This window comes from Pseudomonas sp. GXZC (assembly GCF_026967615.1).
Lineage (GTDB): Bacteria > Pseudomonadota > Gammaproteobacteria > Pseudomonadales > Pseudomonadaceae > Aquipseudomonas > Aquipseudomonas azotoformans_A.
This window is the reverse complement of record NZ_CP114115.1, coordinates 6,827,301-6,841,221: the sequence shown is the minus strand read 5'-3', so window position 1 is coordinate 6,841,221 and position 13,921 is coordinate 6,827,301. Positions and strand designations below refer to the sequence as shown.

The window sequence follows — 13,921 nt, the reverse complement described above, 5'->3', positions numbered from 1 at the left end:
GGCCAGATGTGGGAGCGGGCTTGCTCGCGAAATGCGGTATGACAGTCACGCATGTATTGACTGGTACGCCGCTTTCGCGAGCAAGCCCGCTCCCACGTTGTTTCGTGTGATCTTAAAAATTATCCACAGGAGCGTGGACATGCGTTGGGCGACTTATTTCGCCGTCCTGGCCTCGGTACTCAGCGTCGGTTTGGCGCTGGGTGTCAGCATGCCGCTGGTGTCCCTGCGCCTTGAAAGCTGGGGTTATGGCAGTTTCGCCATCGGCGTGATGGCAGCCATGCCGGCCTTTGGCGTACTGCTCGGCGCGAAGGTCTCCAGTCGCATGGCCTCATGGCTCGGCACCGCCAACCTCATGCGCCTGTGCCTGTGGGCGGGCGCGGTGTCCATCGGCTTGCTGGCGATCCTGCCCAGTTACCCGGTTTGGCTGGTGCTGCGCCTGATGATCGGGGTGATCCTGACCATCGTGTTTATCCTCGGCGAAAGCTGGATCAACCAATTGGTGGTGGAGCAGTGGCGCGGCCGGCTGGTGGCGCTGTATGGTTGCAGTTATGCCTTGAGCCAACTGTCAGGTCCGTTGCTGTTGGGCTTGATCGGCACCGACCATGATTACGGTTTCTGGGTCGGCGTAGGCCTGTTAGTGGTGGCGCCATTCCTGTTGCTGGGGCGATCCGGCGCGCCGACCGCCGAGTCCTTCAGCGTGACCTTTGCCGACCTGTGGCGCTTCTGCCTGAGCCTGCCGGCGATTGCCTGGGCGGTGGCTTTATTCGCCGCCTTCGAGGCAATGATTCTGACGTTGTTGCCGGTGTATTGCCTGCAACAAGGCTTCACCGCCGAGATCGCCCTGGCCATGGTCAGCACGGTGGTGGTCGGGGATGCGCTGCTGCAGTTGCCCATCGGCGCGCTGGCCGACTACCTGCCGCGACGCACGCTGTTCCTGAGCTGTGCGGTGTTGTTACTGGCATCGAGCCTGGCGATTCCACCGCTGATGCACACGGTGTTGATCTGGCCGATCTGGGTGTTGTTCGGCGCGAGTGCCGGAGGCTTGTTCACCCTGTCGTTGATCCTGATCGGCGAGCGTTACCGCGACGACGCACTGGTGCGCGCCAATGCCCATGTGGCGCAGTTGTGGGGGATCGGTTGCCTGATCGGCCCGCTGGTGGCCGGCGCCGGCAGTCAGTGGATCAGCGGGCATGCATTGCCATTGCTGATGGCGGCGGGTGCGCTGGGGTTGGTGGTGTTGTTGCTGCGCCAAGGTGCATTTGGCGCGGCGCAGCCGGCCTAGAGCATGCGCTCCAGGCCGACGCTGGTGGCAAACCAGGCATTGAAGCGTCGCCACCAACTGCCCGGTTCGTGGGTCAGGGTGTGCAGTTGGCCGTTATCTTCGGTCACCCACACCACTTGGCCATCCTGCAGTTTCGCCTCATAGCTCAAGGGCGGCGCCATGCCTTGCAGTGCCAGGTTGCGCACATGTTCGGCCAGCTCCGGGCTATCGACCAGCACCCCGACTTCGGTGTTCCACAGTACCGAGCGTGGGTCGAAGTTGAATGAGCCGATAAACGACTTCTCCCGATCAAAGATCATCGCCTTGCTGTGCAGGCTCGAATCCGAACCGCGGAAGGTGCCGCGACGAAACAAATGTGGGCCGCTGCCGCCGCTGGGATCGCCCGGTTGGCGGCGTAGCTCATACAGCTTCACGCCGTGCTCCAGCAAGGCCTTGCGATACGGCGCATAACCGCCGTGCACGGCAGGTACGTCGGTGGCTTCCAGGGAATTGGTCAGCAGGCTCACCGACACACCTGCATCGGCGCGGCCGGTCAGGTACACCAGCCCAGGTTGCCCTGGCACGAAGTACGCCGAGATCATCATCAACTCGTGATTGACGCCCTCCAACTCCGGCGCCAGTTGGGTGGTGAGCAACAGCCGAGGATCCGGGTCGGCCTTGGCCAGCACCTTGCTCGGCGCGTCCCACAGCGCCTGGTTCCAGGCCCAGATCAGCTCGCGACGCCAGGTGTCCATGCGCGGTTGGGTCTGATAGGTGCGCAAGCGGTTGTACAGCGCGTGGTTCTGCTGGCGTGATTCGGCGAGGGACGCTTCCAGGCGCACGCGGGCGGCGGCCAGGTCGCCTTTGGAGGGCGTATTGGAGACAAAGTCATCAATCGGCTTGCTCAGGGCGCTGTTCCAATACTGGTCGAAACTGTGACCCAGCTGCTCGGCCACCGGGCCCACGCTGAGCATGTCGATATCAGTGAAGTTCAGGTTGGGCTCGGCGTCGAAATACTCATCCCCCAGGTTGCGCCCGCCGACGATGGCCACGCTGTTGTCCGCCAGCCACAGCTTGTTGTGCATGCGCCGATGTTGCAGCGACAGGTTGAACAGCCGGCCCATGGCCCGCGTGACGCCCGTGCTGCGCCCCAGGTGCAAGGGGTTGAACAGGCGGATCTCGATCTTGGGATGGGCGGCGAGGGTGGCGATGATCTGGTCGAGGCCGTCGCTGGTGGTGTCGTCCAGCAGGATGCGCACGCGTACGCCACGGTCGGCGGCCTTGAGCAGTTCGTCCACCAGCATGCGCGTGCTGATGCCGTCGTGCACGATGTAGTACTGCAGGTCGAGGCTGGTCTGGGCGTTGCGGATCAGCTCGGCGCGGGCCATGAACGCCTCGCTGCTGTTGGGCAGCAGGCGAAAGCCGGAGCGGCCTTGATACGGCGCGGCCTGGGCCTGGATCGAGCGGCCGAACGACGATTGCGCGGCGGGCAGGGCGTCGCTGGGGATGCGCGGCGTACTCACCGTCGTGCAGCCGCCCAATGCCAGGGCTCCCAACAGGAAAAACGGTAATAGCCGTTGAATCATCAAGGGAGTTGCTTCCAGATCAGGGCGGTTGTCGACATATGACGGCAAATTCCCGCGAAAGGTCAGTCGGCGGCCTCGGTCAGCAGCTTGATGGCGGCAGCACCCACCTTGCGCACGGCTTCTTCAATCTGTGGCGTGGGCTTGGCCCCGTAGTTCATGCGCAGGCAGTTCCGGTACTTGCCCGACGCCGAAAAGATGCTGCCGACGGCCACCTGCACGCCTTGTTCAATCAGGATTCGGTTGAGTTTCAGCGTATCGAAGCCCTCCGGCAGTTCGACCCACAGCATGAAGCTGCCTTGAGGGCGGCTGGCGCGGGTGCCTGCCGGGAAGTAGCGGCTGACCCAATCGATCATCAAGTCGCGATTGCGCTGGTATTGAGTGCGCATCCGCCGCAAATGCGGTTCGAAGTGGCCACCTTTGAGGAATTCGGCAATGGCGATCTGCGGTTGTGTCGCGGTGCAGCCGGTGCTGATGTACTTCATGTGCAGCACCCGTTCCAGGTAGCGACCGGGTGCGACCCAACCGATGCGCAAGCCCGGCGCCAGGGTTTTCGAAAACGAGCTGCACAGCAATACACGGCCGTCCTCATCGAAGGACTTGATGGTGCGCGGGCGTGGGTAGCTGTAGGCCAGTTCGCCATACACATCGTCCTCGATGATCGCCACGTCAAAGCGCTGGGCCAGGGTCAGCAGCGCCTTTTTGCGCGCCTCGGGCATGATGTAACCCAGGGGATTGTTGCAGTTGGGGGTCAGCTGGATAACCTTGATCGGCCACTGTTCCAGCGCCAATTCCAGGGCTTCCAGGCTGATGCCGGTGATCGGGTCGGTGGGGATTTCCAGGGCCTTCATGCCCAGACCCTTGAGGGTCTGCATGGCGCCGTGGAAGCTCGGCGAGTCCACCGCGACGATGTCGCCAGGCTCGCAGATCGCATGGATGCTCGCGGACAGCGCCTCATGGCAACCGGTGGTGATCACGATGTCCTCGGCCGTCAGTTGGCAGCCGGAATCCAGTGACAGTCGCGCGATCTGTTCGCGCAATTCCATACAGCCGAGAATATTGTCGTAATACAGCCCCGGCAGATCCTGGCGTCGGCTCACGCGGGCAAGGCTGCGCAGCAGCGGCTTCATGGTTGGCGACAATACATCCGGCATGCCACGCCCCATCTGTATGACATCTTTGCGCGGTACTGCGCGAATCAACTCCAGTACCTGATCCCACTGGGATATCTCTACGGGCCGTTGCGCCGGACGCCCGACTTCGGGCAGGGCCGGCAAATCGCGGCCGACGGGTACGAAGTAGCCGGATTTCGGCTTGGGCATTGCCAGGCCGTTGTCTTCCAGCAAGCGATAGGCTTGTTGCACGGTACTCAGGCTGACCCCGTGTTCTACGCTCAAAGCCCGTACAGAAGGCAGCCTGTCTCCAGGGCGATAGAAGCCCTGTTCGATGCGGGTGCCCAGTAATTCGGCGAGGTTCATGTACAGGGTCATGGCATTCGCTCCCGAGAAACCATTACAGATAGCCAGAAAATACAGGATTCAGCCGCCCATAGGCAGTATCTGTATGGATTTAATAAAAACGGGTTGAATCTGTAATGGTTTTTGCCCGGCGCCCATGCTTGTCACTCAAGGCAACAAGGCAAATGAGGGGCGGCAAAATGAACGGCATGAGCGATGTGCGGCTGGCGCTACACGGTCAGGAACTGCAGGCAGGGCAAGAGCGGGCGACGGCGCCGCGCGATATCAGCCGCTGGGGTCTGTTCTGGCACCGTCGTCACACGCGTAAGGCGTTGCTGCATCTGACCCGTGAACAATTGCGCGATGTCGGGTTGACCGCCGAACAGGCGCGCCAGGAAGGTCTGAAACCCTTCTGGCGCGACTGAATTACACCAGCTCTTTGAGGCGATGCCACAGCATCCCCAGGGCCAACAGCGGCGACCGCAAGTGCTTGCCGCCGGGGAAGGTGATGTGTGGCACCTGGGCGAACAGGTCGAAGCGCCCCTGTTGCTGGCCACTGATGGCTTCGGCCAGCAACTTGCCCGCCAGATGGGTGGCGTTGAGGCCATGGCCGGCGTAGGCCTGGGCGTAATACACGTTGGGTTGATCGGCCAGGCGGCCAATCTGCGGCAAGCGATTGGCACCGATGCCGATCATGCCGCCCCATTGAAAATCGATGTTCACGTCGGCCAATTGCGGGAAGACCTGGAGCATTTTCGGGCGCATGTAGGCGCCGATGTCCTTGGGATCGCGACCGGAGTAGTGACAGGCGCCGCCGAACAGCAGGCGACGGTCGGCGGACAGCCGGAAGTAATCCACGGTGACACGCTGGTCGCACACCGCCATGTTTTGCGGCAGCAGTTGGGTGGCCTGGGCTTCGCTCAACGGTTCGGTGGCGATGATGTAGCTACCGGCGGGCAATACTTTGCCGCTCAGGTGTGGATTGAGGCCATTGAGGTAGGCATTGCAGGCCAACACCAAGGTCTTTGCGCGCACGTTGCCCTCGGCGGTGTGCACGCTGACTTCGGGGCCGTAGTCGATGCGGGTGACTTTAGACTGCTCGAACAGCTTCACGCCCAGCTGCTGCGCGGCGGCGGCTTCGCCAAGGGCCAGGTTCAGCGGGTGCAGGTGGCCGGAGCCCATGTCGATCATGCCGCCCACGTAGCGATCCGAACCGATCACGCTGCTCATCTCGTTGGCCTGCAGCAAGCGCACTTCGTGGCGATAACCCAGGTCGCGCAGCTCTTCAGCGTCTTCGGCCAGGCCTTGCAGGTCGCGGGGCTTGTTGGCGAGGTCGCAGTAACCCCAGGTCAGGTCACAGGGAATCTGGAAGCGTTCGACGCGCTCACGCACGATCTCCACGGCTTCCAGGCCCATCAGCTTCATCTGGCGCACGCCATCGGTGCCGATCACATTGGCGAACTGGTCCAGGCCATGGCCGACGCCACGGATCAGCTGGCCGCCGTTGCGTCCGCTGGCGCCCCAGGCGATCTTGCGCGCTTCCAGCAACACCACGCGCAAACCCCGCTCCGCCAGCTCCAACGCCGTGTTAAGCCCGGAAAAACCGCCGCCCACCACGCAGACATCGGCCGTCACTTCGCCCGTCAGCACCGGGTAATCGGGTTGCGGCACGCTGCTGGCGGCGTAATAGGAAGTGGTGTGCCGGGCGCTGGCAGTCATGGGTAGCCTCCCTGTTTGGAAAATTTGACGCAGGATACAGCGGTCGGATGACGCTGTCTGCGCAGGGCGTTTTGCGGCAGAATCCACGCCTATTCGCCGTTCGGTATGTGTTTCGATGAGTTGCAACAGTCAGAAAATCAGCGCGCTGCGTCGGCAGATTCCTTCGTTCGAGTGCGTCCCGGGTTGCCACGACTGCTGTGGGCCGGTGACCACCTCGCCCGAGGAAATGTCGCGCCTGCCGCGCAAGACCGCCGCCGAGCAGGATGCGGCCATGGATGAACTGAACTGTGTGCACCTGGGCCCCAACGGTTGCACGGTGTACGACGAGCGACCGCTGATCTGCCGGCTGTTCGGCACCACCAAGACCCTGCCGTGCCCGAATGGGCGGCGCCCGGTGGAGCTGATTCATCCGCGGGTGGAGAAACAGATCCATGAGTATATGGCGAGCACCCGGCAGGTCTTGGTTTAGCCCGCTGTTCAGTCCGGAATCGGTAGGTTCAGGCTCTCTTTCACCTCTTCCATCACGATATAGCTCTTGGACTCCCGCACGTGGGGCAGCTTGAGCAGGATATCGCCCAACAGTTTGCGGTACGACGCCATCTCGGAAATCCGTGCTTTTACCAGGTAATCGAAGTCGCCTGAGACCAAGTGGCACTCCAGCACATGGGGCAGTTTCAGCACTGCGCGACGGAACTCCTCAAAGGTGTCGCCGGACTTGTAATCGAGGCTGATCTCGACAAATACCAGCAAACTGCCTTTCAAATGCTGCGGGTTTAGCCGCGCGTTGTAGCCCATGATGATCCCTTCGCGCTCCAGCCGGCGCACACGCTCGGTACAGGGCGTGGTCGACAACCCGACTTTTTCCCCCAGCTCCGTGAACGAAATACGCCCATCGGTTTGCAGGATGCGCAGGATGTTGCGGTCGATCTTGTCCAGCTCCCGCTTGGTCTGGGTGTTGGTACGCATAGGGGATACGCCTCTGTGAAAAGGGTTTTTGCCGAGAATTGTCGCCAAATATAGGCAGTTATATAGTGAAATGCACTGGCAATTGTTTTTTAAACTGCGCTCATCATTGCTCGAATAACACACGTCAGCGGCCATGCCCGCGATGAGGATATAAAAATGCGCGTTCTGGTCTTGGGTAGCGGCGTCATTGGTGTGACCAGTGCCTACTATTTGGCGCGGGCCGGCTTTGAAGTGGTGGTCGTCGATCGTCAGCCCGCCGCTGCCATGGAAACCAGTTTCGCCAACGCCGGCCAAGTGTCCCCAGGTTATGCGTCGCCATGGGCCGCGCCGGGCGTGCCGCTCAAGGCCATCAAGTGGCTGCTCCAACGCCACGCACCACTGGCCATCAAGGCCACCGCCGATATCGACCAATACCTGTGGATGGCGCAGATGCTGCGCAACTGCACTGCCAACCGTTATGCGGTGAACAAGGAGCGCATGGTGCGCCTGTCCGAGTACAGCCGCGACTGCCTCGACGAACTGCGCGCTGAAACCGGCATTGCCTACGAAGGCCGTAGCCTGGGGACGACACAGCTGTTCCGCACCCAGGCGCAGCTGGATGGCGCGGCCAAGGACATCGCTGTGTTGAAAGAGTCCGGCGTGCCGTTCGAAGTGCTCGACCGCGCCGGCATTGCCCGCGTTGAGCCGGCCCTGGCCAGCGTCACCGATATCCTCGCCGGTGCCTTGCGCCTGCCGAACGACCAGACCGGCGACTGCCAGATGTTCACCACCCGCCTGGTCGACATGTGCAAGCAACTCGGTGTGGAATTCCGCTTCGAACAAGACATCCAGCGCCTCGACTACGCCGGTGACCGAATCAACGGCGTGTGGATCGACGGCACGCTGGAAACCGCCGATCGCTACGTACTGGCGCTCGGCAGTTACTCGCCGAAATTGCTCAAGCCGCTGGGGATCAAGGCGCCGGTGTACCCGCTCAAGGGTTACTCGCTGACCGTGCCGATCACCAACCCGGCGATGGCGCCGACTTCGACCATCCTCGACGAGACCTACAAGGTCGCGATCACCCGTTTTGACAACCGCATCCGCGTCGGCGGCATGGCTGAAATAGCCGGTTTTGACCTGTCGCTTAACCCGCGTCGGCGCGAAACCCTGGAGATGATCGTCAACGACCTTTATCCTCAGGGCGGCGATTTGACCGAAGCCAGTTTCTGGACCGGCCTGCGCCCGACCACCCCCGACGGCACGCCGATTGTCGGTGCCACCCCGTTCAAGAACCTGTTCCTGAATACCGGCCACGGCACCCTCGGTTGGACCATGGCCTGTGGCTCCGGTCGTTTGCTGGCCGACCTGATGGCGAAGAAAACACCGCAGATCAGCGCCGAAGGCCTCGATATTTCCCGTTATGGCAACCACCAGGAGTCCGCACAACATGTCAATCCAGCGCCAGCTCACCAATGAGCGCATGAGCCAGATCGTTGTCCACAGCGGTACCGTGTATCTGGCCGGGCAAGTCGGCGACGACATGAACGCCGGGATTGAACAGCAGACCCGTGAAACCCTGGCCAATATCGAGCGTTTGCTCGACCTGGCGGGCACTGACAAGAGCAAGCTGCTGTCGGTGACGATCTACCTGAAGGACATCGACGCAGACTTCGCCGGCATGAACGCGGTGTGGGACAAGTGGCTGCCCAAAGGTGTCGCGCCCGCCCGTGCCACGGTGGAAGCCAAGCTGTGCGAACCGGAAATTCTGGTAGAGCTGTCCGTCGTGGCGGCGCTGCCTTAACAACAATCCCTCTCCCGGTGCCGGCGTTGTCGGTCGGTGCCGGTTTTTCTTCACTCTGCCGCCTAGAAGCCTGCCGCCATGCGTCCTGCCCGTGCCCTGATCGACCTCCAAGCCCTGCGCCACAACTACCAATTGGCCCGTGAAGTCACGGGGGCCAAGGCCCTTGCCGTGATCAAGGCCGATGCGTACGGCCATGGCGCCGTGCGCGTGGCCCAGGCGCTGGAAGCCGAGGCCGATGGGTTTGCCGTGGCGTGTATCGAGGAAGCCCTGGAGCTGCGTGCCGCCGGGATTCGTGCGCCGGTGCTGTTGCTGGAAGGTTTTTTCGAGGCCGACGAGCTGCCGCTGATCATCGAGCATGACTTCTGGTGCGTGGTGCATTCGCTGTGGCAGTTGGATGCGATTGAGCAGGCCAAGCTGAGCAAACCGCTGACCATCTGGCTCAAGCTGGATTCCGGCATGCACCGCGTTGGCCTGCATCCCAAGGACTATCACGAGGCTTACCAGCGCCTGCTGGCCAGTGGCAAAGTCGCCAAGATCGTTTTGATGAGCCATTTCGCCCGCGCCGATGAACTCGACTGTGTGCGAAGCGATGAACAGGTGGCGGTGTTTGAAGCAGCGCGCCAGGGCTTGTCGGCCGAGGTCAGCTTGCGCAATTCGCCGTCGGTGATGGGCTGGCCGAATGTGTCCAGCGACTGGGTGCGCCCCGGCATCATGCTGTACGGCGCCACGCCGTTTGGCGAAGACCAGGCCGTGGCGGCGCGTTTGCAACCGGTGATGACCCTGGAATCCAAGGTGATTTGTGTAAGGGAACTGCCAGCCGGTGAACCGGTGGGGTACGGTGCCAAGTTGATCACGCCCAAGCCGATGCGCATCGGTGTCGTCGCCATGGGTTATGCCGACGGCTACCCGCGTCACGCGCCAACCGGTACGCCGGTATGGGTGGCGGGGCAGCGCAGCCAATTGCTGGGTCGTGTGTCGATGGACATGCTGTGCATCGACCTGACGGACGTACCGCAGGCCGGGCTCGGTTCCACCGTGGAACTGTGGGGTAAAAACATCCTCGCCAGTGACGTTGCCGTCGCCGCCGAGACCATTCCCTACCAGTTGTTCTGCAACCTGCGCCGCGTGCCAAGGCTCTATTCCGGCGCTTGATCGCCCGGTACGAACACAACCGCCCGGGATTTAGGCCCAAGTGTTGTAAATACTGAACGCTGTCGCCATGATAACGCTCAATTACAACAAAGCCTGAATCCTAGGAGGCTCCTGCATTGGACGTCGGCGAACGACTGCAATCCATCCGTAAACTGAAGGGTCTTTCCCAGCGCGAGCTCGCCAAGCGCGCGGGTGTCACCAACAGCACCATTTCGATGATCGAAAAAAACAGCGTCAGCCCCTCGATCAGCTCCTTGCGCAAGGTGCTGGGCGGCATCCCCATGTCCATGGTCGAGTTCTTTTCCGAGGAGATCCTCCAGGAAATACCGACGCAGATCGTCTATAAAGCCAATGAGCTGATCGACATCTCTGACGGCGCCGTCACCATGAAACTGGTAGGCCGGGCGCACCCCAGCCGGGCGATTGCGTTTCTCAACGAAATCTACCCACCGGGTGCCGACACGGGCGAGGAAATGCTCACCCACGAAGGCGAAGAAACCGGGATTCTGGTGGAAGGTCGCCTGGAGTTGGTGGTCGGTCTTGAAACTTTTGTGCTTGAAGCCGGCGATAGCTACTACTTTGAAAGCACCAAGCCTCATCGTTTTCGTAATCCGTTCGACGTGCCGGCGCGACTAATCAGCGCAGCCACACCCGCGAACTTTTAAGAAAAGAGGCGTCCTGCCAGCGTTGCAGAGACTCCCGTAGCTGTATCCGTGAAGCCGAATCTCCCTTTATTTAATAGGGTTGTTTCGGCCGGGCGGGCTAACCGTTATACTTTCGCCGCCTGCGAAACCGTGGCCGCAGGCGTGAATAGCCACCATTGAGGGTGAACGCGTGAACCTAATTATGAAAATGCTGGCTGCACCAGCAACCGTACTGGCCCTATGGGCTGTCAGCGCTCAAGCTGCGACCAATGATGACATTGCCAAACGCCTGGAGCCGGTCGGCCAGGTGTGCGTCCAGGGCCAGGAATGCAAGGGGATGGAAGTGGCGGTGGCCGCAGGCGGCGGCGCTGCGAAGACGCCGGATGAGATCATCGCCAAGCACTGCAACGCTTGCCACGGCACCGGCCTGTTGGGTGCGCCGAAAATCGGTGATACCGCCGCCTGGAAAGAACGCGCCGATCATCAAGGCGGCCTGGATGGCATCCTGGCCAAGGCGATCACCGGCATCAACGCCATGCCACCCAAAGGCACCTGCTCCGATTGCTCGGATGATGACCTCAAAGGTGCGATCGAGAAGATGTCCGGCTTGAAATAAACCGATCTTCGCCAAAAAGCCGCTTACGAGCGGCTTTTTTGTACCCGCGATTTGTGTTTCAGCCCTGTTATTTGCAGCAAAGACCCGGCAAGCTCGGTCCAACCCCTAATCATGGAATGTTCAGGAGGGTCGGATGGTGCAGTTGTGTTCAATCGAGCAAGCAGTTGACGACGTATTGGCGCGCTTGCCAGCGCATATCCACATGGGCATGCCGCTTGGCCTGGGCAAGCCGAATCTGTTCGTCAACGCGCTGTACCGGCGTGTCGCCAAATTGCCCGAGCGCTCACTGACGATCTACACCGCGCTGGCCCTGGGGCGACCGCCCTTCGGTGATGGGTTGCAAAAGCGCTTTCTGGAACCCTTTATCGAGCGGGTGTTTGGCGATTATCCCGAGCTGGATTTCCTGGCCGACCTGCACAAAGACGGCCTTCCGAAAAATATCCACGTGCAGCAGTTCTTCATGCAGCCCGGCAGCTTGCTGCACAGCGAGTCGGCGCAGCAGGACTACGTGAGCAGCAACTACAGCCACGCGGCCCGCGACATCAACGCCGCAGGGTTGAATCTGGTGGCGCAATTGGTCGCCAGCAGCAGCGAACACCCTGATCGGCTGAGCCTGAGCTGCAACCCGGATATCACCCTCGACCTGTTGCCGATGATCGCCAAGCGCCGCGATGCCGGTGAAACCGTGCTGATCGTCGGCCAAGTCCACAGCGATTTGCCCTATATGCCCGGCGATGCCGAGTTGGGCATGGACGCCTTCGATTACCTGATCGATGAAAAAGACAGCACCACGCTGTTCTCCACACCGAACATGCCGGTGGGTTTCCAGGACCACTTTATCGGCCTGCATGCCAGCACCTTGGTACGCGACGGCGGCACCTTGCAGATCGGCATCGGCTCCATGGGCGATGCGCTGACCGCCGCGCTGTTGGCGCGCCAGGCGGATAACGAGGCCTACCGGTTGTTGCTGACGGACCTGGACGTTTACCAATGGGCGCCGTTGATCAGCCATGAAGGCGGCGTCGATCCGTTCGCCCGTGGCCTCTACGGTTGCAGCGAAATGTTCGTCAACGGCCTGCTGGTGCTGGCGGACGCAGGGATTATCCGCCGCAAGGTCTACCCCGACGTGACGACGCAGGAGCAGGCCAATGCCGGCGTGCTGGATGACGCCGCACAGCCGGATGGCATCTCGATCCACGGCGGTTTTTTCCTTGGCCCGCGCAGCTTCTACCAGCGCCTGCAGGAAATGCCCCACGCCAAACGGCTTGAATTCAACATGACCCGCATCAGCTACATCAATGAGCTGTACGGCCAGGAAGAACTCAAGCGCCTGCAACGCCTGGATGCGCGGTTTATCAATAGCGCGATCATGGTGACGTTGCTCGGCGCGGGCGTGGCCGATCAGTTGGAGGATGGCCGCGTGCTCAGCGGCGTGGGCGGGCAGTACAACTTCGTTGCCCAAGGGCATGCGCTGGAAGGTGCGCGTTCGATCCTGATTTTGCGCAGCTGGCGCGAGTCGGCGGGGGAGGTCAGTTCCAATATCGTCTGGGATTACGGCCACTGCACGATTCCCCGGCATCTGCGGGACATCGTCATCACCGAGTATGGAATTGCCGATTTGCGCGGTCAGACGGATGCCAAGGTGATCGAGGCGTTGCTCAACGTTACCGACTCACGCTTCCAGGATGATTTGATCGAACAGGCGCAGAAGGCTGGCAAGTTACCGAAGGATTTCCGCTTGGATCCGCGTTTTGCCGACAACACGCCGGAGCGGCTCAAAGGTATTCAGGCACGTCATCATCGGCTGTTCCCGGAGTACCCGCTGGGCAGCGACTTTACAGATGAAGAGCGGGATTTGTTGCGGGCGTTGAACTGGCTCAAGAGCAAATTCAAGCTGACGGAAATTCTGGAGCTGGGCAAGGCGGCATTGGATGCGCCGGAGCCGGAGGCGTTTCCCAAGCATCTGGAGCGGATGCGGTTGGATAAGCCGGAAGGGCTAAAGGAAGATTTGTATCAGCGGCTGTTGCTGGCGGGCCTGCAGGCGACTGCACATTAGCCAGCAGCGCCGGGTTTTTGTGGTGAGCGGGCTTGCCCCGCGCGAGGCAAGCTCGCTCACTACAAAAATCCTGTCGGGCGTGATTACTCGATGAAGGTCACGACGCCGCCTTCCAACGACTTGACCCGCGCCAGCGACTCAACCCGATAACCCTGCGCATCCAGCTCCGCACGGCCGCCCTGGAACGACTTCTCGATCACGATCCCCAAGCCGGCAACAGTCGCGCCAGCCTGCTTGATAATCGAAATCAGCGCCTGGGACGCCTTGCCGTTGGCCAGGAAATCATCGATCACCAGCACGCGATCGCTGCTGGTCAGGTGGCGCGGGGAGATCGCCACGGTGCTTTCGACCTTCTTGGTGAAGGAGTACACCGTCGCCGACAGCAGGTTTTCCGTGAGGGTCAGGGATTGCTGCTTGCGTGCGAAGATCACCGGTACGCCCAGGTTCAGGCCGGTCATGATCGCCGGGGCGATGCCGGAGGCTTCGATGGTGACGATCTTGGTGATGCCCGAATCCTTGAACAGTGCGGCGAATTCGTCGCCGATCAGTTTCATCAGTGCCGGGTCGATCTGGTGGTTCAGAAAGGCGTCGACCTTGAGTACCTGATCGGAAAGCACGATGCCTTCTTCGCGAATTTTCTTGTGCAGTGCTTCCACGGAAAGCTTCCTCTAATGGCGCGGTGTG

Annotated in this window: 14 protein-coding genes; 9 read left to right on the top strand and 5 right to left on the bottom strand. The window is 61.3% G+C overall.

Annotated elements, in window-relative coordinates; translation table 11 throughout:
* Positions 1-139: 139 nt before the first annotated feature.
* Positions 140-1,282 (top strand): MFS transporter, encoded by a 1,143-nt coding sequence (locus tag OZ428_RS32410; protein WP_038843526.1) that lies wholly within the window; start codon positions 140-142, stop codon positions 1,280-1,282.
* Here the strand turns inward: OZ428_RS32410 and OZ428_RS32405 are convergent.
* Together OZ428_RS32405 and OZ428_RS32400 are read right to left on the bottom strand one after the other, a co-directional pair.
* Positions 1,279-2,847 (bottom strand): phospholipase D-like domain-containing protein, encoded by a 1,569-nt coding sequence (locus tag OZ428_RS32405; RefSeq protein ID WP_269134245.1) that lies wholly within the window; start codon positions 2,845-2,847, stop codon positions 1,279-1,281. The genes OZ428_RS32410 and OZ428_RS32405 overlap by 4 nt on opposite strands.
* A gap of 62 nt (positions 2,848-2,909) precedes the next feature.
* Positions 2,910-4,334, bottom strand: a complete 1,425-nt coding sequence (locus OZ428_RS32400) for an aminotransferase-like domain-containing protein (RefSeq protein WP_269132312.1) — start codon at positions 4,332-4,334, stop codon at positions 2,910-2,912.
* A 167-nt stretch (positions 4,335-4,501) separates the two neighbouring features.
* Here OZ428_RS32400 and OZ428_RS32395 point away from each other — a divergent pair, with 167 nt between their 5' ends.
* Positions 4,502-4,726 carry a DUF1127 domain-containing protein gene (locus OZ428_RS32395; RefSeq protein WP_016975915.1) on the top strand — a complete coding sequence of 75 codons (225 nt, stop codon included), beginning with the start codon at positions 4,502-4,504 and terminating at the stop codon, positions 4,724-4,726.
* Between the two features lies 1 nt (position 4,727).
* On the opposite strand, the gene OZ428_RS32390 is transcribed toward OZ428_RS32395, so the two are convergent.
* Positions 4,728-6,020, bottom strand: a complete 1,293-nt coding sequence (locus OZ428_RS32390) for an NAD(P)/FAD-dependent oxidoreductase (protein ID WP_133075553.1) — start codon at positions 6,018-6,020, stop codon at positions 4,728-4,730.
* A 115-nt stretch (positions 6,021-6,135) separates the two neighbouring features.
* On the opposite strand from OZ428_RS32390, the gene OZ428_RS32385 reads away from it, so the two are divergent.
* Complete coding sequence (locus OZ428_RS32385; protein ID WP_016975913.1) at positions 6,136-6,489, top strand: YkgJ family cysteine cluster protein; 354 nt, start codon at positions 6,136-6,138, stop codon at positions 6,487-6,489.
* 8 nt (positions 6,490-6,497) lie between these two features.
* Here OZ428_RS32385 and OZ428_RS32380 read toward each other — a convergent pair whose 3' ends face one another.
* Positions 6,498-6,986: an Lrp/AsnC ligand binding domain-containing protein gene (locus OZ428_RS32380; protein WP_003176896.1), complete on the bottom strand. Its 489-nt coding sequence runs from the start codon at positions 6,984-6,986 to the stop codon at positions 6,498-6,500.
* Between the two features lie 156 nt (positions 6,987-7,142).
* On the opposite strand from OZ428_RS32380, the gene dadA reads away from it, so the two are divergent.
* The 6 genes from dadA to OZ428_RS32350 all read left to right on the top strand — a co-directional run bounded on the left by dadA (position 7,143) and on the right by OZ428_RS32350 (position 13,237).
* Positions 7,143-8,444, top strand: coding sequence for a D-amino acid dehydrogenase (gene dadA / locus OZ428_RS32375; RefSeq protein WP_038843531.1), 1,302 nt, complete (start codon positions 7,143-7,145; stop codon positions 8,442-8,444).
* Positions 8,416-8,769 (top strand): RidA family protein, encoded by a 354-nt coding sequence (locus OZ428_RS32370; RefSeq protein ID WP_028618462.1) that lies wholly within the window; start codon positions 8,416-8,418, stop codon positions 8,767-8,769. The genes dadA and OZ428_RS32370 overlap by 29 nt, the downstream gene beginning before the upstream one ends.
* A gap of 78 nt (positions 8,770-8,847) precedes the next feature.
* Entirely contained in the window at positions 8,848-9,921 is a 1,074-nt protein-coding gene (alr, locus tag OZ428_RS32365; RefSeq protein ID WP_269132311.1) for an alanine racemase, read from the top strand.
* A 116-nt stretch (positions 9,922-10,037) separates the two neighbouring features.
* Positions 10,038-10,586: a cupin domain-containing protein gene (locus tag OZ428_RS32360; RefSeq protein ID WP_003176893.1), complete on the top strand. Its 549-nt coding sequence runs from the start codon at positions 10,038-10,040 to the stop codon at positions 10,584-10,586.
* A 181-nt stretch (positions 10,587-10,767) separates the two neighbouring features.
* Positions 10,768-11,181 carry a c-type cytochrome gene (locus OZ428_RS32355; RefSeq protein WP_016975909.1) on the top strand — a complete coding sequence of 138 codons (414 nt, stop codon included), beginning with the start codon at positions 10,768-10,770 and terminating at the stop codon, positions 11,179-11,181.
* Positions 11,182-11,314: 133 nt separating this feature from the next.
* Positions 11,315-13,237 (top strand): acetyl-CoA hydrolase/transferase C-terminal domain-containing protein, encoded by a 1,923-nt coding sequence (locus tag OZ428_RS32350; protein WP_269132309.1) that lies wholly within the window; start codon positions 11,315-11,317, stop codon positions 13,235-13,237.
* 83 nt (positions 13,238-13,320) lie between these two features.
* Here OZ428_RS32350 and OZ428_RS32345 read toward each other — a convergent pair whose 3' ends face one another.
* Positions 13,321-13,893, bottom strand: coding sequence for a xanthine phosphoribosyltransferase (locus OZ428_RS32345; RefSeq protein WP_025856334.1), 573 nt, complete (start codon positions 13,891-13,893; stop codon positions 13,321-13,323).
* Positions 13,894-13,921 lie beyond the last annotated feature (28 nt).